This is a genomic window from Qipengyuania pacifica (assembly GCF_019857205.1).
Classification (GTDB): Bacteria; Pseudomonadota; Alphaproteobacteria; order Sphingomonadales; family Sphingomonadaceae; genus Qipengyuania; species Qipengyuania pacifica.
In genome coordinates this window covers 327,761-351,803 of record NZ_JAHWXO010000004.1, presented here as the reverse complement: position 1 = coordinate 351,803, position 24,043 = coordinate 327,761, and the positions used below count along the sequence as shown (strand labels likewise).

Sequence of the window (24,043 nt, the reverse complement as noted above, 5' to 3'; positions counted from 1 at the left end):
TAGCCGGTCGCCCCAATCATTTCCAGCTATGTGCACGCACCTCATGTTGCGCGCAACGCAACCTTATTCTTCAGGCGCGTAAACCCTGACCCAATCGACGAGCATCGCCACTTCGCCCGACTTGACCTTGTCGACCGTAGATTGCGGAACGCCGTTATAGGGTTTTTCTATGCCGTTTGTCTTGAACGGATAGGCCCCGCCCATCGCGAAATTCAGGATCAGGTATTTGGGATTGTCGAATGCCCACTTTCCGTAATTTTCGACCATAGGGCGCGTCACGCGGTACAGCGTGCGGCCATCGACCTGAAACAGGATCTCATTCTTTTTCCATTCAACCGCATAGACGTGCCAGCCCGTTACATCTTCACCTTCGGGAAAGTAGAACTTGTTCACCAGCGGAGTTTCGCCGGAGTAACCAGGGCCGTGCAGGGCGACACCAACCCAGTCCTTCTCGCCCACATATTCCATGATGTCGATTTCGCCGGTGCCGGGCCAAGCATCGTTGCCGAGTAGCCAGAACGCTGGCCAAACGCCATCGGCGTCTGGCATTTTGATGCGGGCTTCGGCACGGCCATATGTGAATTCGTACTTGTTTTGGCTTTCCACCCGGCCGGATAGAAAATCCGCTTTGCGTTCGGGATGGGGATCTACGCCCGGCTTGAATACGGGGCGTAGAATGAGTGCGCCTCCATCGGCGCCTGACACCCCATCGACGATCGACAGTACGGCAGAGTCATCCACATAAGCCTGCTGTTCGTTATTGACCCAGAAGTCCGTGCCGATAACGCCCCACTTCGTGCGATCGAGTTCGGCCTGGTTGAATTCATCCGACCATACGAGCGTACGATCATCGCTTGGCTCCTGCGCCGCCAGCGATGATGCAGCAAGGCAGGCTGCCGCTGCGCATATGAGTGCAGTTCGGATCACAATATCTCTCCCTCGTCTTTTGTTAACGTTCTCATCGCATGGGATCAGGGATTTGGCCAGTGTCTTCGATATGATTTCGGCTGCAGGGCTGGCGCGCATTCGACAGATCGGCAATAAAGTCCCGAAACCGAAAAGAGGCCGGATCGCGCATCCGGTACCATAACAAGCCGGAGTTTCCCCATGCGTCGTCTAGCTGCCCCGCTCGCCCTGTTACTTGCCAGCACCGCCTGCACTACGATGGAGACCGCACCGCCCATGGCCAACTCTGCATCGGATCGTATGGTTTCACCAATTCTGACCCGTCCGGATGCCGTCGACAGCGCGACGTATGCAAAGCCCCAGATAGCGCGAGTTACCCACGTTGCGCTCGATCTGGCGCTCGATTTCGACGCTAAACGCGTAAGTGGCGCCGCCGAACTCGATGTGCTCGCACAGCCCGGCGCCGAAGAGATTGTGCTCGACTCGAATGGGTTGGAAATCGCCCGTGTAACCGATGGTGCGGGGCGTGAGCTTCAATATCAGATCGGCGAGACGATCGCCGAAGGAGGCAAGGGCGCACCGCTGACAATCGCGCTGGACGGCGCGCAAAAGCTGCGCATAGAGTACCGCGCGCCTGCTGACGCGGACGCGCTGCAATGGTTGAGCCCCGAACAGACCAAGGGCGGCGTCCATCCGTTCTTGTTCAGCCAGGGTCAGGCCATTCTCAATCGCACGTGGATACCAACTCAGGATAGCCCCGGCATCCGTCAGACTTGGGAGGCGCGCATCACCGCACCTAAGCCGCTCGATGTTGTGATGAGCGGCGTGCGGCAGGGCGAGCCCGAAGATCTCGGCGATGGCCGCCGCGCGTTCAAATTCGTGATGGACAAGCCGGTCCCCCCTTATCTGATCGCTATCGCGGCCGGTGATATCGATTTCAAAGCCATCGGACCGCGCACAGGCGTCTGGGCAGAGCCTGCAACGCTGGATCGCGCATGGAAAGAGGTTGGCGATACGGAAGACATGGTTGTCGCTGCCGAGCAGCTTTACGGCGATTATCGCTGGGGCCGCTACGACATGATCGTGCTTCCGCCTTCCTTCCCTTATGGCGGAATGGAAAATCCGGTCATGACCTTTCTGACACCGACTTTCATTGCGGGCGACCGTTCGAATAACGGCCTCGTCGCCCATGAATTGGCGCATAGCTGGTCCGGCAACCTCGTGACCAATGCCGTCTGGGAAGATAGCTGGCTCAACGAAGGCGTAACCTCATACTTCGAAAACCGGATCGTCGAGGCGGTCTACGGCAGGAAGCGCGCCGAGCAGGAGGCCGCTCTTTCATTCGCTGCGATCGAAGAGACGTTGGCCGAAGTCGGCATGGACGCGCCTGGTAGTGCGTTGCATCACGAACCCGGTGCCGACGAACTCGGCAGTGCGATCACGTACGACAAGGGCCATTTCTTCATGCGGACCTTGGAACGCACCATAGGCCGCGAACGCTTCGATGCCTGGTTGCGCCAGTGGTTCGACAACCACGCTTTCCAGCCTGCTACGAGCGAGCTCATTTATGAAGACATGCTTGCAAACCTCGTTTCTTCGCCAGCCGAAGCACAAGCGCTGAAGCTTCGTGAGTGGATTTTCGAACCAGGCTTGCCATCGAATGTCGTGCGCCCTGATCCTGCCGCTTTCGCTGAAGTCGATGCGGCCGTATCGGCTTACACAGCCGATGGGTCGATCCCTGCCGCCTATAGCGGCTGGAGCGCGGCGGAGCAGATGCGGTTCCTGGACAACATTCCAAAAACACGCAGTGCCGAACAACTCGCCGCGCTCGACAGCGCGCTCGGTCTGTCTGACGCTGGAAACAACGAGATCCTGTTCCTCTGGCTCGAACTTGGATTGATGAACCGATACGAGCCCGCAGTTCCGAAAGCAGAGGAGTTTCTGGCTGAGGTCGGCCGGGCAAAATTCGTGCGCCCGCTGTTTCAGGTCTTGTGGGACGAAGGCGAATGGGGCCAGCCGATCGCGCGGCGCATCTACGCCAAAACACGCGATAGCTATCACGCGGTAGCACGCGCCGGAGTTGACCGGATAGTGAAGGCGGATTGAAGACGAAGGCTCGTCCTTCGGGACGGGCCACCCTTCCGCGAGGTGGTTTCGCAGCGCCAAGAGCGATCGGGTCTTGCAGGGTGGTGGCGGAGACGGAGGATTTCTTAGGTCTCAACCTAATGAATTGAAATCTTTTTCTTATCCTTCAGCCGCCTAGCCCGTACCCACAGTCGTTACCACACGTCCAAGTCGTCATTGATGTTCGACGGTTAAACAATGCCTCATTGCGGCACTGAATGTCCAGAATTTTCCACCGCTATCCGTCGTCGATTGCAAGGATGAGCAAGCTTCGAACAGGTTTGTTTCTCGGTGCAACGTCGATACGCGAAATGGCTGGAACGGGGCCGGCAGCAGACAGTCCGGTTATGGGATTTAGAAAGCCGCATCCGGTCGTCCGGACCGCGAAGTGTCATTGCGCAGTTCCGTCGAATCCACCCTCTATTCATCGGCAAATATCGATGGGAATTGACGGCCGATCAATCCATCGATAATTGCCGATGTATGAAGTCGACCTCGGCACTCGATGTACTCTCTGCTCTGGCGCACCCAACGCGGCTTGATGCGTTCCGCCGTCTCGTGCGCAGCGAGCCCGACGGGCTCTCCACAGGCCAGCTCGTAGACGCCTCGGGTCTGACCCAGAGCACCTTCTCAAGTCACCTCGCGATCCTCGTCGGCGCTGGTCTCGTCTTGCCGGAAAAGCGGGGGCGGCAGATGATCCAGCGCGCGAACATCGAGGTCCTGCGCGACCTGATGCTGTTCCTCGCCAAGGATTGTTGTGAGGGCCGCGCAGAGCTTTGCGAGCCGCTCGTGGCCGAACTCTCCCATTGCTGCTGATGGAGCCGACAGTGCCTGACCAACCTTACAATGTCCTGTTCCTGTGCACGGGCAACTCAGCCCGCTCGATCCTGGGCGAAGCGTTGATGAACAAAATGGGCGGAGGTCGTTTTCGTGCCTACAGCGCGGGTAGCCAACCCAAGGGCGAGGTGCATCCGATGTCGCTCGATGTGCTGGAGAGCTTCGGCTATCCGACCGATGGCCTGCACTCGAAGAACTGGAGCGAGTTCACCAAGCCCGGCGCACCCGAGTTCGATTTCATCTTCACCGTCTGCGACAACGCAGCGGGCGAGAGCTGTCCGATATGGCCAGGCAAGCCGCTCACCGCGCATTGGGGCGTAGAAGATCCCGCCACGGTCGAGGGCGATGGCCAGCGGCAGGCTTTCGTCGATGCGCTCAGCTATCTCAAACGCCGGATCGAGCTGTTCCTGATGCTGCCGCTCCCGAGCATCGACGAAATGTCTGTGCGCAGCAAATTGGCCGCCATCGGCCGCGAAGAAGGCGCGAGCGCCAAGGCCAAGGAATCCTGAATGACCACCGACATCGTCGTCTATCATAATCCCGACTGCGGCACCTCGCGCAACACGCTGGCGATGATCCGCAATGCCGGAATCGAGCCGCATGTGGTCGATTATGTGAAGACACCGCCATCGCGAGCGATGCTGGAAAGCCTGATGGAGCGCGCCGGGCTAAGTCCGAGGGAGGTGCTGCGCGAAAAGGGCACGCCTTTTGCCGAACTGGGGCTCGGCGATGAGAGCCTGGGCGATACAGCGCTGGTGGACGCGATGATGGAGCACCCGATCCTCATCAACAGACCACTCGTCGTCTCCCCGCTCGGCGTCCGCCTGTGCCGTCCGTCCGAGGCGGTGCTCGACATTTTGCCAAGCCCACAGCAGGGCGCCTTCACCAAGGAGGACGGCGAGCAGGTCGCGGACGTAGCGGGCAAGCGTATCGCCTGATGCTGCTCGCGATCGCGATCTTCATTGCCACCATCACGCTGGTGATCTGGCAGCCGCGTGGGCTCGGCATCGGGTGGAGCGCGATCGGCGGAGCACTGCTGGCGCTTGCCACCGGCGTCATCTCACTCGCCGACATTCCAGTGGTGTGGAACATCATCTGGAATGCGACCGGCGCCTTCGTTGCGATCATCCTCATCAGCCTCATCCTCGACCGGGCGGGATTCTTCGAGTGGGCCGCGCTCCATGTCGCACGATGGGGCCGCGGAAACGGGCGCATGCTGTTCGTGCTCGTGGTGCTGCTCGGTGCAGGCGTTGCGTCCATCTTCGCCAACGATGGGGCCGCGCTGATTCTAACCCCCATCGTGATCGCGATGCTCCGGGCGCTGGGCTACAATGCCAAGGCGACATTGGCCTTCGTCATGGCAGCGGGATTCATCTCCGATACTGCCAGCCTACCGTTGGTCGTCTCGAACCTTGTCAATATCGTGTCGGCCGACTTCTTCGACATTGGGTTCGGCGAGTATGCGCTGGTCATGGTGCCGGTCGATCTTGCCGCCATCGCGGCCACGCTAGTGGCTTTGATGCTGTTCTTCCGGAAGGACATTCCCGCCAGCTACCATGTCGCCCAGCTTCGCCTTCCTGCAGAGGCGATCCGCGACCGAGCGACCTTCCGCGCCGGATGGGTGGTGCTGGCATTGCTGCTGGTCGGCTTCTTCGTCCTCGATCCGCTCGGCGTTCCGATCAGCGCGGTCGCCGCCGTCGGCGCGCTGGCGCTGATCGCGATCGCCGCGCGCGGACGAGTCATTCCGACCGGCCAGGTGATCCGCGAGGCCCCCTGGCAGGTCGTGATCTTCTCACTCGGCATGTATCTGGTCGTTTACGGCATGAGCAACGCCGGGCTCGCCGCCGCTATAGCGGAACTGCTCGAACGCTCGGCAGAGGGCGGTGTGTGGGGCGCTACCTTCGGGACGGGCATCCTGGCGGCCGTGCTTTCCTCAGGGATGAACAACATGCCAACCGTCCTCGTCGGCGCGCTGTCGATCGACGCTACGGGCGCCACCGGCCCCGTTCGCGACGCGATGATCTACGCCAACGTAATCGGCTGCGACCTCGGGCCGAAGATCACCCCGATCGGTTCGCTCGCGACCCTGCTATGGCTGCATGTGCTGGGACAGAAGGGCGTGAAAATCGGCTGGGGCTATTACTTCCGCGTCGGCATCACGCTGACCACGCCGATCCTGCTGGTGACCTTGGCCGCGCTAGCTCTTCGCCTGACGCTGGCCTGATCTACGGAGCTCGCTCATGTCCCGTTTACGCCCACTCACCGATCCCGACACCTTCCCGTCGCTCGACCCCGCCTTCATCCATGCCCGCCCTGCCGTTGGTCTTGGCGCCGACCAGCCGCCGCCGCGAATCCTGCTGCTCTACGGCTCCCTGCGGGAGCGCTCGTATTCGCGTCTCGCGGTCGAGGAAGCCGCGCGACTGCTCCAGCTGTTTGGCGCTGAGACGCGCATCTTCGATCCCTCCGATCTGCCGCTGCCTGACCAGATCGGCGGTGACGACCATCCTGCCGTCCACGAACTGCGCGAGCACGCCTTCTGGTCCGACGGCATGGTGTGGTGCAGCCCGGAGCGGCACGGCCAGATCACCGGCATCATGAAGACCCAGATCGATCACCTGCCGCTCAGCATCGGGGGAATGCGCCCTACCCAAGGGCGGACGCTGGCAGTCATGCAGGTGTCGGCGGGCTCACAGTCCTTCAACACCGTCAACACGCTGCGTCTGCTCGGCCGCTGGATGCGGATGTTCACCATTCCAAACCAGTCCAGCGTGCCTAAGGCATACGAGGAGTTCGACGGGGCGGGCAGGATGAAACCCTCGCCGCTCTACGACCGCATCGTGGACGTCATGGAGGAGCTCGTCCGCTTCACGGTGCTGCTGCGGCCGCACGCCGAACAGTTGGTCGACCGCTACTCGGAACGCAAGGAAGCAGGTCGCGCCATCGATCCACAAAAGGACATATCGGCGATTGCCTTGAACCCCTCATCTTGATGGAGTTCGATGAGTGGTGCGCTGCCAATACCGCTAGACATCATGTAACATAGGCCCGGCGGTTTACCGAAATCCCGCCGCCCATTTCAGTTACCCAACGCTCTCTGCGCGGGCTCCCGTTGGGAGTTCGCACACGATACCAAGGTTATATAGATGAACGAATCGAGCCACCGACTATCGCGTGACCTCGGCATAGGAGGCGCGATCATGATGGGCCTCGGCTCGATGGTCGGAACCGGCGTATTCGTCAGCATCGGTATCGCCGCTGGGGTTGCTGGCCCATCGGTCCTCCTGGCGATCGCGCTTGCCGCGCTGGTTGCGACCTGCAACGCCCTGTCGAGCGCGCAGCTCGCCGCCAGTCACCCCGTGAGTGGTGGCACTTATGAATACGGTTATCGCTACCTCAACCCGCGCCTCGGGCTCACCGCAGGCTGGATGTTCCTCTGTGCGAAATCGGCTTCCGCCGCCACCGCAGCGCTGGGTTTCGCAGGCTATGCGCTGCCGATGGCAGGCGGAGGTGCGGCGGCAATGCCTTGGGTCGCGATGGGTTCGGTCTTGTTTTTCACGCTTTTGGTGCTCGCTGGAATCAAGCGCTCAAGCTGGGTGAATATCGCAATCGTTTCGGTGACGCTCGCGGCGCTGGGCGGCTTCATCCTCTTCGGTTCTCCGAGTGCGTTCGCAACCGGTAGTTCAAATTGGACGCCCTTTTTCTCGGACCGTGAAGAATCTCCAGCATCGGCGTTCCTCTATGCGTCAGCGCTAATGTTCGTTGCCTTCACGGGCTACGGTCGCATTGCCACTCTTGGCGAGGAGGTGCGGGAGCCGCATCGGACGATCCCCCGGGCCATCATCGTCACGGTTGCGGTGACGGCGGCCCTCTACATATGCGTGGCGGCGGTGGTCGTGGGCATCGTTGGAACTGCCGTTTTTGCGGACGCGCCGGACCGGCAGGCAACTACCCTCCAGACCGCCGCCACCGCCATGGGGTCGCGTTCGCTTGCCTTGTTGGTGGCAATAGGCGCTATCACTGCGATGCTTGGCGTGTTGCTGAACCTGATCCTCGGACTGTCGCGCGTGGTGCTCGCCATGGGGCGACGAGGCGATATTCCGCCAGTCTTCGGCCGATTGACCGAAGCGGAAAAGGAACCAGCTTCTGCAGTCATACTGGTTGGTGTGCTCGTAACCGGGCTGGCAGCAATTGGCAGCGTCGAGACGGTCTGGGCGTTCAGCGCCTTCACGGTCCTGATCTATTACGCGATCTCCAACCTCGCGGCGCTGCGCCTGCCCGACGATCAGCGGCTATATCCGAGATGGATCTCCGTCCTGGGCCTCGCTTCGTGCCTTTTTCTCGCCTTCTGGGTTCCGGTCGATATCTGGGTGCTGGGCCTCGGATTGATTGGCGCGGGGCTGGTTTTCAAGACCTTCGCGCCACGCCTGTGGAAGCAGCCAATCTGACGGCGATGAAGGAATTGCTCCGGCTCAAGAGTTGCTCGGAGATCAGGACCAGTATCCGCGGCGAGCATGCGCTCCACATTCACAGTCCGAAGATTAAGCCGACCGACCGTTAAGCAGAGCGAGAAAGCTCGCTGAGGCAGCGGATGTAAATGTCGCGCTGCTTTTGCACGGGAAACGCTGCAAGAGCATCATCTGCGGGAAACCAGCGGGCGTCGGCTATCTCTTCAGCCTGCAAGTGGAGCGGGTGGCTGCGATCAATACGGCACGCGAACATCACCGCGTCCTGCCCGTCATGGTCAAGGTTGCGTTTCACCTTGTGCTCTGCCGAGTAAATGAACCGGTTGGTTACCGGCAGTTCCGATAACTCGGCCTCCAGCCCGACGCCTAATTCTTCCGCTAGCTCTCGGCGCATAGCCTCGACGGGAGATTCGCCCTCTTCCACGCCGCCGCCCGCAAGGGTCCATTCCCCATCGCGATATCCATGCGGCCGCACGAGGAGCACCTCGTCGTTCTCGTTCAATACAAGGGCCCGCACCTTGCGGCGCAGCCGTAATCCGTCGCTTTCGATATAGGCTGTCATGGTTGGAGAACCTGACAGGCTCGGGTAAACCTACCGTAAACCGCTCGTCTCAGGCACTCCCGGCAGCGCACTCCAGACACTTTATCACCGTCGGATTATTCCGCAGCCGACCCTCGGCAATCTGGTCGCCGCATTCGATGCAATAGCCGAACTCCCCTTCCTCGATCCGCTGGAGAGCTGCCGCGATGCCTGCACGTTCGGCCTTCCGCCGCCGCTTCTGCGCCAGCGCCATTGCCTGCACCTGCATCGCATCGATGCGAGAAAGTCGGCCCACGCTCTCCTGGTCCAGCGTCACCGGATCGCGATCCTTCGCGGAGATGCGATCCTGCTCGTCCAGTTCGGCGAGCCTTTGCAGCAAAGGATTGCGGAACGTTGCAGGATCGATCGACACGTCAGCGCACCATCAGCACCGGAGCCTTGACGGTGCGAACCATTTCAGTGGTCGTGCTGCCCACAATCATGCGACGTATTGGCGAATGCCCATAGGCACCCATAAGCAGCAGCGAATGCTCGGTGGCGGCAACGACGCCGGGAATGACCTTTTCGGCCTTGTCCCGCTCCATCACGACGGTAACGGGGTGGTCGGAAGCGAATCCCGCTTCTGCCCTGGTCAGCATCTCACGCTGCGCTTCGCCATCCGCCTCTGCCATGACGATGGTGACCGGCAGACCGTCGAACAGCGGTGAGTTGGCCAGACGCTCCAGCGCGCGTTCCGCGGCGGGACTGGCATCATAGGCGAAGACGACGTGCTCCGGTTCTGCATATTCGCGCGATGCGACCAGCACCGGCTTTTCACTCGACCTCACCACGCGCTCGATCATCGAGCCGATATGGTCCGAGGCATATTCGTGGCCGACGCCGCGCTTGCCCATGACAACCACGCGGGCGTGATCTTCGCGCTCGAGAATGGTCTCGACCACCCCGCCGTGGCGATGAAGCGTCGAGATGTCCGTAATGCCCGATTCACGCAGCAACTGTTCGCCCGCTTTTAGCATGACGCGGCCTTTCTCGATCTCGGTCCGACTGCCTTCTTCGGAAAGGCGGACAAGCTCTTCCATGAGGTCGCTCTTGACGCCCAAGCCAATGGCACCGGACAGGTCCTTGCGCGCCGTGATGGCGTCCTGTCTCTGGACGACGTGGAGCAGTTCGACCGGAAGCGACAGCCGCTTTGCCGCCCACCCGGCATAACCGCAAACGCTGGTGGCGTAGGCCGAGGCATCTATCGCCGCGAGGACGTTTTCCATTGCTGTATCTCCCATCAGTGTCCTCCCAGCTGCGCATCGGCGCCGGGCTTGTCATGGATAGCATAGCGCTCGATCATCCCGGCGCTCTCCTCGTTCAGGCCGCGGACCTCTACCGCGGTGCCCTCGCGGCGGAACTTGAGGATCGCCTTGTCGAGCGTGCCCACCGCCGAGATGTCCCAGAAGTGCGCGCGGCTGACGTCGATCACCACCCGGTCGAGCACTTCCTTGTAGTCGAACGCTTCGACGAAGCGATCGGAAGAAGCGAAGAAGACCTGGCCCCCAATGCGATAGGTCCGCGTCGTGCCGTCGGCGGACAGGTCGGTATCGACCGTGAACAACCGCTTCACCTTGCTGGCGAAGAACAGGCCCGAAAGGATCACACCAGCGAGCACGCCCTGCGCCAGGTCATGCGTCCACACGACCACGACTACCGTGACGATCATGACCACCGACGACTGCCAGGGATTGGTGCGGATGTCCTTGATCGAGCGCCACGAGAAGGTGCCGATCGATACCATAATCATGACCGCAACCAGTGATGCCATCGGAATGATCGCGACCAGCGGGCCGAGCACCAGGAGAAGAAACAGCAGGAAGACGCCCGATACGAAGGTCGAAAGTCTCGTTTCGCCGCCCGACTTCACGTTGATGACCGACTGGCCGATCATGGCGCAGCCGCCCATCCCGCCGAGGAAGCCGGTGAAGAAGTTTGCGATGCCCTGGCCCTTCATCTCCTGCCGCTTGTCGGACCCCGTATCGGTCAGGTCGTCGACGATCTGCGCGGTCAGCATGGACTCGAGCAGGCCGACCGCCGCCATCGTTGCCGAGTAGGGCAGGATGATCTGCAACGTCTCAAGCGTGAACGGAACGTCGGGAATGAGCCACGAAGGCAGCGACGAGGGCAACTCACCCATATCGCCCACCGTGCGCACATCCATGCCCATGTAGTAGACTACCGTCGTCAGGATGATGATCGCGACCAGCGGCGAGGGAATGGCCTTCGTGAGGCGCGGAAGGATGTAGATGACCGCCAGTCCCGCGGCGACCAGCACGTAGGTCAGCATCGGCACGCCGGTGAGTTCCGGCAGCTGTGCGATGAAGATCAGGATCGCCAATGCGTTGACAAACCCTGTGATGACCGAGCGCGACACATATTGCATCAGCAGGTGCAGCCGTAGGAAACCTGCGATGACCTGAATGACGCCCATCAGGATCGTTGCTGCGAAGAGGTATTCGACGCCGTATTGTTGGATGAGCGGCAGAACGAGAACGGCGATAGCTGCGGTGGCTGCCGAGATCATGCCCGGTCGCCCGCCTACGAGCGAGATGATGACCGCGATCGAGAACGACGCGTAAAGGCCGACCCTCGGATCGACCCCGGCAATGATGGAGAAGCCGATTGCCTCGGGAATGAGCGCAAGCGCGACGACGATGCCGGCGAGAATGTCGCGCCGGGGATTGGAAAGCCATTCACGCCTAAGCGTGGGAATATCGAACATGTGAACCCTAACACGACTCACACGACCGGCACGATGCGCGGAAGCATCGCTCAGCTGCGAACACTTTGTGCGGCCAGAATGCCGGTCTGAAAGGTTGTCCCGGGGATAGGCGCCGGGCCGAGCCACCCGGCGCGGCCGGGTCCGGTGGATTGCGGGCACTTAGCGGCTAAGCAAAAATGTTGCAAGTGCGAAGGGTGCAGTGGCATCGTCCGCGCGTTCGAAAGGCAGCTATCGGGCAGCGATCACAGAACGTTGAATGACCGAGATGGGGCGCGTAGCTGCCATAGTCAGAAAGCCTAGGACCGCTGCGAAAGCGCAATCACCAATCTGGCGGCCAGTGTTTCTTCTGCGTTTGCACGCCGCTCTTTCATCTTCGAGACCAGCTGACGTTTGGAATGATCTGGCATGCTCACGATTGCGGCAAGCACCACAGCTTTCAGCAAGTCAGGATGCGCCGTAATCATAAAGTGGTCCCCGTTACCTGATCGGCAGGACGACGCAGCCGCTCAACCAGCGAGCGCAGGCTGGCGGTGAGCACGAGGGTTGCGCTCCCCATCTTGATGATCTCGATCTCGTCTCTGGAAATGAGCACATAGAGTGTGCTGCGTCCGATCCCGAGATAGCGACAGGCTTCGGGTACGCGCATGGCGATCGGTTCGATGGCCTGGGGCCCGCATTGCTCGCGAAGATGCTCTGTCGTGCTTGCAGATGGCATAGCGGTCGATCCTTTCATCTGTCGGGTGATGACGGACCGACCTTGGGGAGCATGGAGGGGACAGGCCGGCCCGCCATCGGCACCGAGTATCGGCCGATTAGGGCACCCTGGGCCACATGACGTTCCTACGCTGCAGCTGCCGTTCTTTCGCCGCAGCGCAGAGGCCTGGGGCAAGCACTCCAGTCAAATGCACCGATGCTCATCTGGACGGCAAAGGACGTCCGGGCGAAAGCGGGTTTCCGAACGAAAACAGCACAGAACGCCAAGCGCCGTCGCCAATCTGTTTGATAAAAAAGAACTTTTCGAAAGGAGCGCCGCAGGAGCACTACGGGTGCCGTCGCATATTACTGAACGAAACCAACCACCTGCGCCCCGACCGACGGCGGCGCTTTTATCTCGCCCTCATTTTCTCGCTTCAAATCAGACGCTTACGGACGAATAATTACTCCGATTACGCCTGCAAGCGGAATGCATCGCGACTGCATCCGGCGCTGCCAGCGACCTGCCGTGATAGGGTCGCGGGTGTGCTTCTGATCTGCAACCAAGCGGCAAAATTTCTGGAGCGGCAGTGTCTAAGAGCGTCGCTGAATGATGCAACGCCATGGCAGCAAAACGACGCGGTCATCGCACACCAAGAGCCAGATATTCGCATTGCGAGCGCACACTGGATGTTCGACGATTGGTTGCAGCCACGCTCGTGGACGGCCTTTGTGTCAGCTTTTGGGTCAATAATCGTGACGCTTTAATGTCGTGAATTGGGTGTTAGCGGACGGTCTGCTTTCAGGAAGTTCTGGACTTGACCAGCCATCACCCTGAATTATATAGTTAGCATGATAACTAAAGGAATGTCATGATCCATCAGTTGAACATCATCGCACGGATCGCGCCGCATCCAACGCACTACAACAAGGCGCGCGAGGCCATCTGCGAGATCATCGAACAGACGCGCGCCGAACCCGGCTGCATGGAGTTTCGTCTCAGCGAAAATGCACAGGACGGAACACTGTATCTCTATGAGGAATGGCGAGACGAGGCGGCACTGGCATCGCACCACGATCAACCATACACCCGGGCCGTCTTTGAAGCCTACCGGGACTGGCTGGCAGAAGAGCCGCAAATCCTTCATCTCCGTCCGGTTCGGTAAGGCTGATGTTCTTTCTTAAAGAACTTCCCAGCCGACAAATGGTCGACGGTTATGCCGACCAATTCGCCGATGTCGATGTCGACAGAGTGCTCGACGCGCTTCGGTTGATGCGACGCGCGAGCCTGCTGATCCGCGAGCTGGAAGCATACTTCGCGCGCCATGACCTCTCGCAGCTTCGCTTTTTGATGATGATCCTTATCGACCGCGAACCCGAGCGAAACTGCCTCGCTGCAAGTGAAATTGCCGAAAGGCTGGACGTATCGCGGCCCGTCGTCACGCGCACCTTGCAGGGCTTGGAACGGGCTGGCCTGATCGCGATTTCGGAAAACTCAGAAGATGCTCGCTCCCGGAACGTGACCCTTACTCTCTCGGGGAAAGCCAAGCTCGACGAGGTTCTGCCGGGATACTTCGCCATCCTTCACCGTCCCGATCCAGCAGCCGACAAATGACATTCCGGATCGTTATATTGCGGACCATGCTCGTCTGGCTCGTCGTATGGCCGCTTGTGACCGGGATGCTCAAGCTGCTGAGGTTCATCGCGAGCGATATGGCGCTTGGATTTCAGACACTCATTCTGACGGCAATCCTTGTTCCCCTCATCAGTCTGCTGCTTGCTCCAGCGATGCATTCGCTGGCAACTCGCTTAATGAAGGAATGGTCATGACTGACAGGTTCGAAAGAGGCCTCGAGAATCTTCGCAGAATCGACGGTGAAGCCGGAGAGAAGGTGGTTGAAAGCTTAAAGGACATATCGCCGGATCTTGCCCGCTACACCATCGAATACCCGTTCGCCGATATCTACGCACGGCCCGGTCTTGGCCTCCGCGAACGAGAGATCGCGACGATCGCAGCCCTTACGGCGATGGGCACGGCACAGCCCCAGTTGAAGGTCCACATCCAAGCCGGACTCAATGTCGGTCTTACGAAGAGCGAGATCGAGGAAATTATCATCCAGATGAGCGTGTATGCCGGATTTCCAGCAGCGTTGAACGGGATGCAAGCCGCCAAGGAAGTCTACTCGAGCTCGGATGCCAGCGAATTCGATCAGGATGAGCCTAATTGACGGCAGCTTGCGGTAAGGAATTCTGCCCAGGCGAATGTCCGCAACGGGGTGGAAAGCTTCCGGTCCGCTTTCAGGAGGCTAAGCCGCGAAAGCCGCCGTCGAGGCAAGTAGCAAGCCCCGGCAGCTACGCGCCCTCATTCCGGAAATTGAAGATACAGATCCAGATTTCGAAAGCCGACATTCTCCAAGGGCAAGGCAGACTGTTCGCGTAAGGCTTTTGACAACACCAGATCAATGATCTAGCAGTTTGACTTCGGGCACTTATTCCGGCGCCCGGTAAGGCAATGCGCCCAAGTCCGGCTCGATGAGCTGTGTGCGAAGGACGCGTTGATGAATTCTCCCGCTAATTCAGGTTCCGTAGAACAAACTCCGATCCCGTTTTCCGATGGGGTGCGTGTCTGGGCGCGCATAGCCGCGTTGAGCTTTGGTGGGCCAGCCGGCCAGATCGCGGTGATGCACCGCATTCTAGTCGATGAAAAGCGCTGGATCGGCGAGAACCGGTTCCTGCATGCGCTCAATTACTGCATGCTCCTGCCCGGACCGGAAGCCATGCAGCTCGCCACCTATATTGGCTGGTTGCTCCACGGCGTTCGCGGTGGCCTCGTCGCAGGATGCCTGTTCGTCCTTCCCGGCTTCCTCAGCATTATGGCGCTTAGCGTGCTCTATGCCAGTTTTCAGGAGGCCAGCTTCGTCCAGGCGATTTTCTTCGGCATTAAGGCGGCGGTGCTCGCCATAGTCATCGAGGCCCTGCTGCGCATCGGGAAAAGGGCATTGAAAACTTGGCCCATGTATCTGATTGCCGCCGCAGCCTTCGTGGCGATATTCGCATTCGATGCACCTTTCCCGCTGATTATCGCGGCCGCCGCGCTGGTTGGTTTTCTTGGAGGGCATTTCGATCCTGCACGGTTTCTGGTCATTCGCGCCCGTGAAACGACCGAGGACGGGGAGAGCGAGCCGGAAGCCGTGCTTCATACAGGCGGTATGGCGAAAGCGCAGCCTACATGGCGCGGAGCAGTCCGCACGGCCTTGATCTGGGGCAGCATCTGGGCAGCTCCCATAATTGCGCTGATCCTTCTTGTTGGCCCAAATCACGTGTTCACGGAACTGGCGGTTTTCTTCTCCAAGCTCGCGGTCGTGACATTCGGGGGCGCGTATGCCGTGCTGGCCTATATGGCGCAGGAAGCCGTGCAGACGCATGGCTGGCTTGCCCCCGGTGAAATGCTCGATGGGTTGGGCATGGCGGAGACCACGCCGGGTCCACTGATCCAGGTCGTCCAATTCGTGGGGTTCATGGGGGGATATCGCGAAGCAGACATGTTAGGCCCGGTGGCTTCGGGCATCGCGGCTTCGGTCATCGTCACGTGGGTCACGTTCGTGCCGTGCTTCCTATGGATTTTCCTTGGTGCGCCATTTATCGAAAAACTGCGCGGCGTGAAGCTTCTGACAGCGGCGCTTTCGGCGGTGACGGCAGCAGTCGTCGGTGTGATCCTAAACCTTGCCATCTGGTTTGCGCTGCACGTTGCCTTCGCACGGCTTGACGAGGTTCGAGGTTACGGCGCACGTCTGCTCGTGCCGGACTTCGCCACGATCGACGTCGCCTCCGTCGTCATTGCCGCTGCGGCCCTGATCGCCATGCTGCGCTTCAAGATCGGGATGTTGCTCGTTCTCTTCGTGAGCGCACTCATTGGGTCGCTGTATTACCTCGCAATGATGGCTGGCACCTGAAATCACATCCAAGGAGAACTAAGATGAAGCAATTACCCAGAACATTGTTCGTCGGCGGCTTGGCTCTATCGCTATCAGCGATGTCGGCGGCTCTTCACGCGCAGGATAATCTCGGCAATCTCGAGGCACTGATTTTCGAGGCATCGCACTCGGAGGTCACCATGACCGACGATGGGGTCGCACGCATCGGTTGGACGCGCGCCGACGTGCCGGTGATGGTCGACGGCATGCGCCTCGATCCCCCGGCAGGTCTCGGCTCATGGGCTGCCTTCAAACCCGTCGATGGCGGAGTGATGGTCATGGGCGACACGGTCGTATTCGAGGATGAGATAACAGCCGCGATGGACGCTGCCCTCGCCAACGGGTTGACCGTCACCGCGCTGCACAATCATTTCATATTCGACGATCCGCCGGTCTATTTTATGCATATCGGCGGGCATGGGGAAACCGCCAAGATGGCAGCGGGTGTAAAAGCCGTCTGGGATGCCATCAAGGAAGTGCGCGCCGCCTCGCCGACGCCGCAGCGCAGTTTCGGTGGCATGACGCCGGATGCAAACGGCACGATCGAAGCCCTGGCGCTGAGCGAAATCTTGGGCACCGAGCCAAGCATCGCCGATGGTGTCGTGAAATACACCTTCGCTCGCCAAGGCCGCATGCACGGCGTTGAGATCGGTGGTTCGATGGGGCTTACGACCTGGGCGGCGTTCTCGGGCACCAACGACCTTGCCGCCGTGGATGGTGACTTCATCATGACCGAGGACGAAGTCCAGCCCGTGCTCCGCGCACTGCGCGAGCGGGATATCCATATCGTAGCATTGCATAACCACATGATCGGCGGTGAACCGATGTTTTACTTCCTCCACTACTGGGGAGTGGGTCCAGCAAAAGAGCTTGCAGCGGCGATTGCTGCTGCCCGTAACGCACAGGCCGAAACCGGATAGGCGCAACCATTCCGATAAAAATCAGTAAGGCAGCGATCGCTTGCACCTCATTGCGACAGGCATTGTCTTCGAAATGGCCGGGACGTGAGTTATGTCGTTAACTTTACGGGGTTGCCTTTGAATGCGATTTGGGTTGCGAACGGATTGTCCGTTTCCTTAGGAAAACGCCCGAAACCAGACTGTCTCGAAGCGGCCCCAAAATGGCTGAAGCGCATAAGCTGAGTCGACGGCAGATATCGGGAAGCAGGAGGCTGTCTCACATGGCCGCTTTGGCGTTGCAATCTGCTGGTCCGCTTCTGGCACAATCCACACTTGGTCTTAACGGCGAGAACTGGGGTGGTTTGCCGACAGGCTGCTTTTAGGATCTTGGGTTAAGGAAGCGGACGTTCACCCGATTGCGCAACTTCGGAATAGTTGCTGACTTCCGCGCATTATCTCGGTTCGGCGCAGTCGCTCAGCATCACCTATACGAGCATCGACGACGTATATTCGTGGGATTATCGCCTTGCATACTAAAAAAATTCTGAGTCTCGCGTTCGCCTTGGGCCTCGCATCCTGTGCGTCAGAAGAGGCGCCCGTTAACACCGCAGAAGAGCAATACCCATTCGACCGTCACGGCGCGTTGAGCGCCGCCGACGGAACGCCTGGCCAATCCGCTCTTGAGGGCGCAGAGGGCGTTCTCGGATATGAGCAAGGCTGCCTTTTTGTCGAACGGGACGGGGGGCGTTCCGGTCTGATACTGCCGGCGAATTCTTCCTTCGATGGCCGCGTATTGCGCTACAGGAACCTTGAGCTCAAACTGGGTCAGAGACTGACCTTCACTGGCGATCTTCTCGCGACACCCGATCGCGGGGAATACGGTTGCAAGTATGACGAGTTGCTGGAAGTCGCACCTTAGGGCGACTCCAATAAAGAGTGTTCCAAATCCGGTACTGAAAGGCAATTTTCTATGATCCGAAACCTAATTGTGGAAGGTCTACGAACGTCCTTTTTCGCGACATTCGACTTTCAGTGATCAAGGCAGGATAGCTGAGTTGGATCTTGGCCGGGGACATTTGCTAGATATTGTGCGAGGTCCCTGGGCCAAGAGAAACGAGGCCGAAGAAGTGTTCCGAAGCCGAGTAAATCGATGGATACAAAGCCCTCCGCTATTCAGATTTCAGCGATCCAGAGGGAAACACGGTAGGGCTACTGGACGGAAACTGATGCGCGTTGCCAAGATGTCGTAAACGGCGTCGGCAGCGGAAGGTCCGGATTTGGTGATCATTCCGCCGGGCGGAGATGGCAAGAACGGGGTGGAAACCGGTCAGCGGTCCGACACTTACACTAGCCCTCTCACGCCTCGGATCGGATCGACCTTAAGTGAACAAGGTAACGCCACATAAATATAGAAGAAAAAAACGACCCTATAATGAACAGGAAGATCGTGCCCGCCCGATCGCCAGCGAAGTATTGAAGTGCGAGCACTATTTGGATGCTGGGGAAAACAAAGGTGCCGAACAACTTCCAAAACGCAGCATGGGGCAACATCTGTTTCCAATAAGCTCGCTCTTTTCGAACGACCTCGTCGCGGATTGCCCATTGCTCGATCCAGCCATCAAACCTCGCAAGAAACCCCACTTTGACCCCCAACCGGCACCTCTAACGGGTGCACACTGGCGCAGTTTGCCGACGTCGGCAATGGCGTCGTAAGCGGAATGGCAGCTTTTAGGGCAGTGGGAGTGAAAAGCCGTCCTCCGGGCGGTCATTGGAAGTCGCTATGCCTTGTCGGAGCTCGCGAGCGCTTCGGCTTTGAGTTTCTCCAGCCGTTCCATACAAACTTCGTGCACGACGCGTCCAAGCTGCTCGACCTGCTCGCCAAGCCATTCGAGCTCTTCCTTCGTGATGCGGTAGTGCTTCGAGTAGCGTGCCTTCACATAGGCCTCTTTGAGTTTCTCGAACCGCGCGCGATCCCGCTTTAGCTCGCGCGGCCACACGTAGGTCAGGCGGGGATCGATGCGCTCGGCCTGCGTGCGCAAGAAGCCGAGGTTGTGAACGTGGGGAGTGTAAAATGTGCAGACTAGCAGGACGCAGTGATAAAGCGTCTCAGTCGTTTGATGTAGATCGAAGGCAGCCTGCTTCGAGTACTCCTTGCCTATCAGGAATCGCGCGCTTTCGAAGCGCTTCATGGCGCTAGGATACCATTCCTCAAAATACTCCTGCGCCATGCCCAGCGCCTGTGTCGGCGTCTTGGGCTTGGGCGTGTGCAGCTCGGTGTCGTCGGACTGGTAGAGCGCTACACCCTCGGCCTTCACATCCATGAAGAAGTAGCGGCCGTGCGCCAGTCCATCGTTCACTTCCTGAAGCGTGTGGACGATGAAGTTGACCGGCGTCTTGAGTGTGCTGGTCACACCGTATTCGCGCATCAAGCGGTCGTCGAGCTTCGACCAGTATTTGACCCTGTCGGCCAGCCGTTTGTCGTTGACGATGATGAGCAGGTCGTAATCCGACTGATAGCCTTTGGCAGTGTGCGGCTCATCGACCCAGGTCCCGCGAGCATAGCTTCCGTAGAGAATGACTTTGAGTATCCGTCCGGCTTTCTTCCACTCGTGCTTGGCGAGCGCGAAGGCATCGTCAAACTCTTCAAAGATGAGCTGCACGACGCGTTCGATCTCGCGCTGCTTTTGAGGGGGAAGATGATCAAGGTCCGTCTTCATCGGTCAAACCCTAGCAAGCTGTTCGGCCGCTTGCACGTGCCGAGTGCAGCAGCGCGCGGCGACGGCGCCATCCATAGCGCTGAGGAGCCGCGCGCGGAGCGCTCCACGTTAGCAACAATCCGGTAAGGATTGTCGTTAGGATAGTTAAAGGACGCTGGAGCCCAGCAATCCTGCGGGTTTGCCGCCTGTTTCGGTTCCCGATAGTCCGAACTTTCGGTTCCTGATAGTCCGAACGCTGCGGTTCCTGATAGTCCGAACAGGTGACAGGTTTATCCACAGGGACCGGCGTGGCTATGCGGTAACGGGAGAGTGGAAAAGGCGGCCTGATCGAAGGCGACCTGGATGCCTCACGGTGCATGATTTTCTGCATTGGGCTACGTTTCATCGCTTTAGCTTCCCTTGCAGCAGTGGGCAGCCCAGTCTTCCATCAACAGTTTGCGCTTCTCCAGCAGATTACCGCGCCGGTAGGCCGCCTCGGTCTTGTCCTTCACCACATGCGCCAGCGCTGCTTCTGCGACATCGCTCTGGTGACTGGTCTCCTCGCTCGCCCAGTCGCGGAACGCCGAGCGGAAGCCGTGAACCGTGCAACTCTCTTTCATCTCGCGCAGCAGCTTGGTCAGCGTCATATCGGACATCGCCTTCCTCCCTCGCATGCCGGGAAAGACGAGCTCGCAGTTTCTCACGCGCAGTTCCATGCAGCGCTCGATGATCCGTACTGCCCGATCGCACAGCGGCACGACATGCTCGCGATTGGCTTTCATCCGCTCCTTCGGGATGGTCCATAGCTTCTCATCGAGATCGAACTCATCGAAGACAGCATGGCGCACTTCGCCCGAGCGGGCCCCCGTCAGGATCGCAAACTCCAGCGCCAGCCTGCTGTAGCTTTCACGCTCGCGTAGCCGCGGAATGAAGTCCGGCACCTTGGCATAGGCCATGGCCGCGTAGTGGCCTTCCTTCTTCGGCTGGCGCGGCAGGCCCTTGGTGATCGCGCGCATGGGTGCCTCGCTGTCGCGGTATCCCGAGGCATAGGCCCAGTCGAGCACGGTCCCGATCCGCTGACGCACCCGGCGCGCCGTCTCAGGCTTTGCCAGCCAGATCTCGGCCAGCACATTGCGGATCATCGGCCCCGTGATGTCGTTGACCTGCACGTTGCCAAGATGGGGGAAGGCATAGGCCTCCAGCGTCCTGATCCATTGCTTCTCGTGTTTCTCGTTGCGCCATGTCGCGCGATGCTGGGCGAGTACCTTGGCGGCAGCTTCCCGGAATGTGGGAATGCCTTCCGCTTTCCGGCGCTCGAACAGCGGGTCCAGTCCCAGTTCGACCCAGGTTCGAACCTCGCGGGCCCGCTCACGTGCGACCGCCAGCGATATCTTCGATGCGCCTCCGAGACCGAAATCGCGGCGATTGCCGTTTTTCTGCACCCGGACCATCCAGCTCTTCGTGCCCGACGACTTCACCACGAGGTAAAGCCCATCGCCATCGCCTAATTTGCCGGGTCTCGAGGCGGCCTTTACCGCTGTTGCCGAAAGCTTACCCATGGCTGCAAATTCTCCCACATTTATTCCCACAAATCCAATCGGACACCGATGGATGAGCAAGGACAGTGTGGGACCCGAATCACCTGATAAGCCGCGCAAATGCTTGGCTTTTTCAGGTCATCGGTGGAAAATGGGGGAAAGGGTGGTGGCGGAGACGGAGGGATTCGAACCCTCGATACCCGTTACCAGGTATGGCTCCTTAGCAGGGAGCTGGTTTCAGCCACTCACCCACGTCTCCGCATGTCGCAATGAGGAAGCGTTCACTGCGAGGGGCGCCCTATAGCCATGGCCCTGCATGCCATCAAGGGGAGTTTTACGCTCGATTGCGAAAGGTGGTTCACCGCACTGAACGACTCGCCTCGCCGCATTTTCGATTCGGTTCATCGCCGTTTCATTGCCCCTCTGCTCAAAGAGGATTCTTCTCGTGGCGCAGCTGTCTGCGCTCGGATCGCCGACACGGAGGGATCGATGACGATATTCAACAAGAAACTACCGCGCTTTGGCTTGGTAATTGCCGCTTTCGGCATGGCAACCAGCCCGTTGGCCGCGCAGGTCGAAACAATCGATCCCAACTCGGCGATCGATGGCGACTTGATGGAGCAGCCCGGCGATCAGCCGGTATACGCCGAGCCTGATGCCGGTAATTCCTACTCTGAGCAAACTGATGTTGGCACGACTTATACGCCAGAACCCGATGCTGCTGCTCCGGTCGATGCCTATCCGGATCAGCCTCAGTGGTCGGAAAAGGCCGCCGAAGAAGCCGCTGGCGAGGCTGTGAGAACGGCGGGTACCGATGATCCCGCCACGACCTATCGCGAAGACGATCTTATCGGTGCCGCCGAAGGGGTCTTCGGTAAAGGCGCCAAGGGTGTCGCGGACATGATCAAGAATCTGCTGTCGAAGCAGGGCGAACCCAACGCCTATATCGTCGGGCGCGAAGCGGGCGGCGCATTCATCGTCGGCGCGCGTTACGGATCGGGCACACTATTCCACAAGGTCGAAGGCGAACGGCCCGTTTACTGGACCGGACCGTCAATCGGATTTGACGCGGGGGCCAACGCGGGCAGCACATTCGTCCTGGTTTACAACCTCTACGATAGCGAGGAGCTTTACGAGCGGTATCCTGCGGGTGAAGGTCAGGCCTATGTGATCGGCGGTCTTACGGCGAGTTATATGCGCAAGGGCGACGTAGTGCTCATACCTATAAGGATGGGTGCAGGGTTGCGGTTGGGCATCAATGCGGGTTACATGAAGTTTTCCAAGAAGCAGCGCTGGCTGCCTTTTTAAGAGTTTGGCGAAAGGAGCCCTTCGGGTCGCCCAACGATAATTCCTGAAGAGCTCCGGGGCCGCAGCAGGATTTCCTGTTGCGGCCCTTTCCATATCCGGCAATTAGGCGGGCATGCTTGACCAACTCGAAGCCCAGGCCCCCGACGCGCTGCTCGCGCTCATCAAGATGTACGCGCAGGATCCGCGCGACGACAAAATTGATCTCGGGGTGGGCGTCTACCGCACGAATGACGGGGCAACACCCGTCTTCCGCTCGATCAAGGCTGCCGAACAGCGGTTGGTCGATACGCAGGATTCCAAGAGCTATCTCGGCCCCGAAGGCGACCTGGGCTTTGTCGATGCTCTGAAACCATATGTGTTCGGAGCCGATCCGACGATGGGGGGAAGGGTCGAAGGGATGCAGACGCCCGGGGGCACGGGCGCGGTGCGTCTTGCGGCCGCACTTGCAAAAGCAGCCGGTGTCACACGCATCCATCTTGGTGTGCCGAGCTGGCCCAACCATGCGCAAATCCTGCAGGATGTTGGTCTCGAAGCTGTCACCTTTCAACACGCGAAAGCAGATGGGGCCGCCGATATCGATACCTTGCTGCAAACAATTGCCGATGCGCGCGATACGGATGCGGTTCTGCTGCATGGATGTTGCCACAACCCCAGTGGTGTCGATTATAGCGAGGCACAGTGGGGCCGAATTGCAGATGCATTTGCCGACAAGGGAATCCTGCCGATCCTCGATGTGGCCTATCATGGTCTGGGGCAGGGCCTGGAAGAAGACGTTGCGGGTGTACGCAAGGTCCTGGCCAAGGTCCCAGAAGCGCTTGTCGCATATAGTTGCGACAAGAATTTCGGCCTTTACCGTGATCGCGTCGGCGCGTTCTACATGATTGCGAAGCAGGCTGCTGACTTGCCCGCAATTGTTTCCAACGCCAATGCGCTGGCGCGGGCCAACTGGTCGATGCCGCCGGACCACGGCGGTGCTGCGGTGCGCACGGTTTTGACCGACGAAGAGCTGACCCAGCAATGGCTGGATGAACTCGACGAAATGCGGGCGCGAATGCGCCGCGTACGCGAGCGGTTGGCCGCAGCGGACAATGAAGTGCCAGGTCTCAACCTTGCCGCGTTGGGTGAACAGAATGGTCTATTCGCGATGCTGCCGCTCACCAAAGAGCAGATCGTGCGCATGCGCGAAGACCACGGCGTATACATGGCCGGCTCAGGCCGAATCAATGTGGCCGGTCTCCACGCTGGCAACACGGACAAATTCATCGCCGCGTTGGCGGACGTGACCGCCGGATAAGCCACC

General features: G+C 59.6%; 25 protein-coding genes, 1 tRNA gene and 1 other annotated feature. Of the genes, 17 read left to right on the top strand and 9 right to left on the bottom strand.

Annotated features, from left to right (window positions below; translation table 11 throughout):
* Positions 1–63 precede the first annotated feature (63 nt).
* On the bottom strand, positions 64–927 hold the full coding sequence (locus KYK83_RS08975; protein WP_346729442.1) for a glycoside hydrolase family 16 protein: 864 nt from the start codon (positions 925–927) through the stop codon (positions 64–66).
* Positions 928–1,107: 180 nt separating this feature from the next.
* Between KYK83_RS08975 and KYK83_RS08970 the strand changes: the two genes are divergently transcribed.
* From KYK83_RS08970 to KYK83_RS08940, 7 genes are all read left to right on the top strand, one after another.
* Positions 1,108–3,012: a M1 family metallopeptidase gene (locus tag KYK83_RS08970; protein ID WP_222827954.1), complete on the top strand. Its 1,905-nt coding sequence runs from the start codon at positions 1,108–1,110 to the stop codon at positions 3,010–3,012.
* 501 nt (positions 3,013–3,513) lie between these two features.
* Positions 3,514–3,846 (top strand): ArsR/SmtB family transcription factor, encoded by a 333-nt coding sequence (locus tag KYK83_RS08965; protein ID WP_103024574.1) that lies wholly within the window; start codon positions 3,514–3,516, stop codon positions 3,844–3,846.
* The gene (locus KYK83_RS08960; RefSeq protein WP_103024607.1) at positions 3,846–4,376 is read left to right on the top strand and encodes an arsenate reductase ArsC; all 531 of its coding nucleotides are present in this window, start codon (positions 3,846–3,848) and stop codon (positions 4,374–4,376) included. The genes KYK83_RS08965 and KYK83_RS08960 overlap by 1 nt, the downstream gene beginning before the upstream one ends.
* Positions 4,377–4,805: an arsenate reductase (glutaredoxin) gene (gene arsC, locus KYK83_RS08955; RefSeq protein WP_103024575.1), complete on the top strand. Its 429-nt coding sequence runs from the start codon at positions 4,377–4,379 to the stop codon at positions 4,803–4,805. It abuts the gene before it with no gap.
* Entirely contained in the window at positions 4,805–6,091 is a 1,287-nt protein-coding gene (locus KYK83_RS08950) for an arsenic transporter (protein WP_103024576.1), read from the top strand. Before arsC ends, KYK83_RS08950 begins: the two co-directional genes overlap by 1 nt.
* A gap of 16 nt (positions 6,092–6,107) precedes the next feature.
* The gene (gene arsH / locus KYK83_RS08945; protein WP_119593915.1) at positions 6,108–6,857 is read left to right on the top strand and encodes an arsenical resistance protein ArsH; all 750 of its coding nucleotides are present in this window, start codon (positions 6,108–6,110) and stop codon (positions 6,855–6,857) included.
* 153 nt (positions 6,858–7,010) lie between these two features.
* A complete protein-coding gene (locus tag KYK83_RS08940) occupies positions 7,011–8,312 on the top strand; it encodes an APC family permease (protein WP_103024578.1) in 1,302 nt (433 codons plus the stop codon).
* A 109-nt stretch (positions 8,313–8,421) separates the two neighbouring features.
* On the opposite strand, the gene KYK83_RS08935 is transcribed toward KYK83_RS08940, so the two are convergent.
* From KYK83_RS08935 to KYK83_RS08915, 5 genes are all read right to left on the bottom strand, one after another.
* The gene (locus tag KYK83_RS08935) at positions 8,422–8,892 is read right to left on the bottom strand and encodes an NUDIX domain-containing protein (protein WP_103024579.1); all 471 of its coding nucleotides are present in this window, start codon (positions 8,890–8,892) and stop codon (positions 8,422–8,424) included.
* 49 nt (positions 8,893–8,941) lie between these two features.
* Positions 8,942–9,283, bottom strand: coding sequence for a TraR/DksA family transcriptional regulator (locus KYK83_RS08930; protein ID WP_103024580.1), 342 nt, complete (start codon positions 9,281–9,283; stop codon positions 8,942–8,944).
* Between the two features lies 1 nt (position 9,284).
* On the bottom strand, positions 9,285–10,151 hold the full coding sequence (locus KYK83_RS08925) for a universal stress protein (RefSeq protein ID WP_233457382.1): 867 nt from the start codon (positions 10,149–10,151) through the stop codon (positions 9,285–9,287).
* A complete protein-coding gene (locus tag KYK83_RS08920; RefSeq protein ID WP_103024581.1) occupies positions 10,151–11,635 on the bottom strand; it encodes a SulP family inorganic anion transporter in 1,485 nt (494 codons plus the stop codon). The genes KYK83_RS08925 and KYK83_RS08920 overlap by 1 nt, the downstream gene beginning before the upstream one ends.
* Positions 11,636–11,727: 92 nt before the next feature.
* Positions 11,728–11,781 (bottom strand) — a sequence feature (sul1 is cis-regulatory element that is thought to sense ions involved in sulfur or methionine metabolism; They are found in Alphaproteobacteria).
* A gap of 314 nt (positions 11,782–12,095) precedes the next feature.
* Positions 12,096–12,350 carry a helix-turn-helix domain-containing protein gene (locus KYK83_RS08915; protein ID WP_063505803.1) on the bottom strand — a complete coding sequence of 85 codons (255 nt, stop codon included), beginning with the start codon at positions 12,348–12,350 and terminating at the stop codon, positions 12,096–12,098.
* 850 nt (positions 12,351–13,200) lie between these two features.
* Between KYK83_RS08915 and KYK83_RS08910 the strand changes: the two genes are divergently transcribed.
* From KYK83_RS08910 to KYK83_RS08875, 8 genes are all read left to right on the top strand, one after another.
* On the top strand, positions 13,201–13,494 hold the full coding sequence (locus KYK83_RS08910) for a putative quinol monooxygenase (protein WP_062342971.1): 294 nt from the start codon (positions 13,201–13,203) through the stop codon (positions 13,492–13,494).
* 5 nt (positions 13,495–13,499) lie between these two features.
* Positions 13,500–13,943: a MarR family winged helix-turn-helix transcriptional regulator gene (locus KYK83_RS08905; RefSeq protein ID WP_062342972.1), complete on the top strand. Its 444-nt coding sequence runs from the start codon at positions 13,500–13,502 to the stop codon at positions 13,941–13,943.
* On the top strand, positions 13,940–14,158 hold the full coding sequence (locus tag KYK83_RS08900; protein WP_063505802.1) for a putative antibiotic biosynthesis monooxygenase: 219 nt from the start codon (positions 13,940–13,942) through the stop codon (positions 14,156–14,158). The genes KYK83_RS08905 and KYK83_RS08900 overlap by 4 nt, the downstream gene beginning before the upstream one ends.
* Complete coding sequence (locus KYK83_RS08895; RefSeq protein WP_081096823.1) at positions 14,155–14,556, top strand: carboxymuconolactone decarboxylase family protein; 402 nt, start codon at positions 14,155–14,157, stop codon at positions 14,554–14,556. Before KYK83_RS08900 ends, KYK83_RS08895 begins: the two co-directional genes overlap by 4 nt.
* A 330-nt stretch (positions 14,557–14,886) precedes the next feature.
* Entirely contained in the window at positions 14,887–16,281 is a 1,395-nt protein-coding gene (gene chrA, locus KYK83_RS08890) for a chromate efflux transporter (protein ID WP_041685277.1), read from the top strand.
* A gap of 23 nt (positions 16,282–16,304) precedes the next feature.
* Positions 16,305–17,222, top strand: coding sequence for a DUF1259 domain-containing protein (locus tag KYK83_RS08885; protein ID WP_224801820.1), 918 nt, complete (start codon positions 16,305–16,307; stop codon positions 17,220–17,222).
* A 505-nt stretch (positions 17,223–17,727) separates the two neighbouring features.
* Entirely contained in the window at positions 17,728–18,120 is a 393-nt protein-coding gene (locus KYK83_RS08880; RefSeq protein ID WP_158246659.1) for a hypothetical protein, read from the top strand.
* Between the two features lie 464 nt (positions 18,121–18,584).
* Positions 18,585–18,914 (top strand): hypothetical protein, encoded by a 330-nt coding sequence (locus tag KYK83_RS08875; RefSeq protein WP_147367444.1) that lies wholly within the window; start codon positions 18,585–18,587, stop codon positions 18,912–18,914.
* Between the two features lie 65 nt (positions 18,915–18,979).
* Here the strand turns inward: KYK83_RS08875 and KYK83_RS08870 are convergent, their stop codons facing one another.
* The 3 genes from KYK83_RS08870 to KYK83_RS08860 all read right to left on the bottom strand — a co-directional run bounded on the left by KYK83_RS08870 (position 18,980) and on the right by KYK83_RS08860 (position 21,694).
* The gene (locus KYK83_RS08870; protein WP_063505939.1) at positions 18,980–19,918 is read right to left on the bottom strand and encodes a HEPN domain-containing protein; all 939 of its coding nucleotides are present in this window, start codon (positions 19,916–19,918) and stop codon (positions 18,980–18,982) included.
* Positions 19,919–20,307: 389 nt separating this feature from the next.
* Complete coding sequence (locus KYK83_RS08865; RefSeq protein ID WP_119593911.1) at positions 20,308–21,456, bottom strand: tyrosine-type recombinase/integrase; 1,149 nt, start codon at positions 21,454–21,456, stop codon at positions 20,308–20,310.
* Between the two features lie 146 nt (positions 21,457–21,602).
* Positions 21,603–21,694: transfer RNA gene (locus KYK83_RS08860), tRNA-Ser, on the bottom strand.
* 230 nt (positions 21,695–21,924) lie between these two features.
* Here KYK83_RS08860 and KYK83_RS08855 point away from each other — a divergent pair.
* Both KYK83_RS08855 and KYK83_RS08850 read left to right on the top strand, forming a co-directional pair.
* Positions 21,925–22,743, top strand: a complete 819-nt coding sequence (locus KYK83_RS08855; protein ID WP_103025227.1) for a DUF1134 domain-containing protein — start codon at positions 21,925–21,927, stop codon at positions 22,741–22,743.
* A 112-nt stretch (positions 22,744–22,855) separates the two neighbouring features.
* Positions 22,856–24,037, top strand: a complete 1,182-nt coding sequence (locus KYK83_RS08850) for an amino acid aminotransferase (RefSeq protein WP_222827953.1) — start codon at positions 22,856–22,858, stop codon at positions 24,035–24,037.
* Positions 24,038–24,043: the final 6 nt, after the last annotated feature.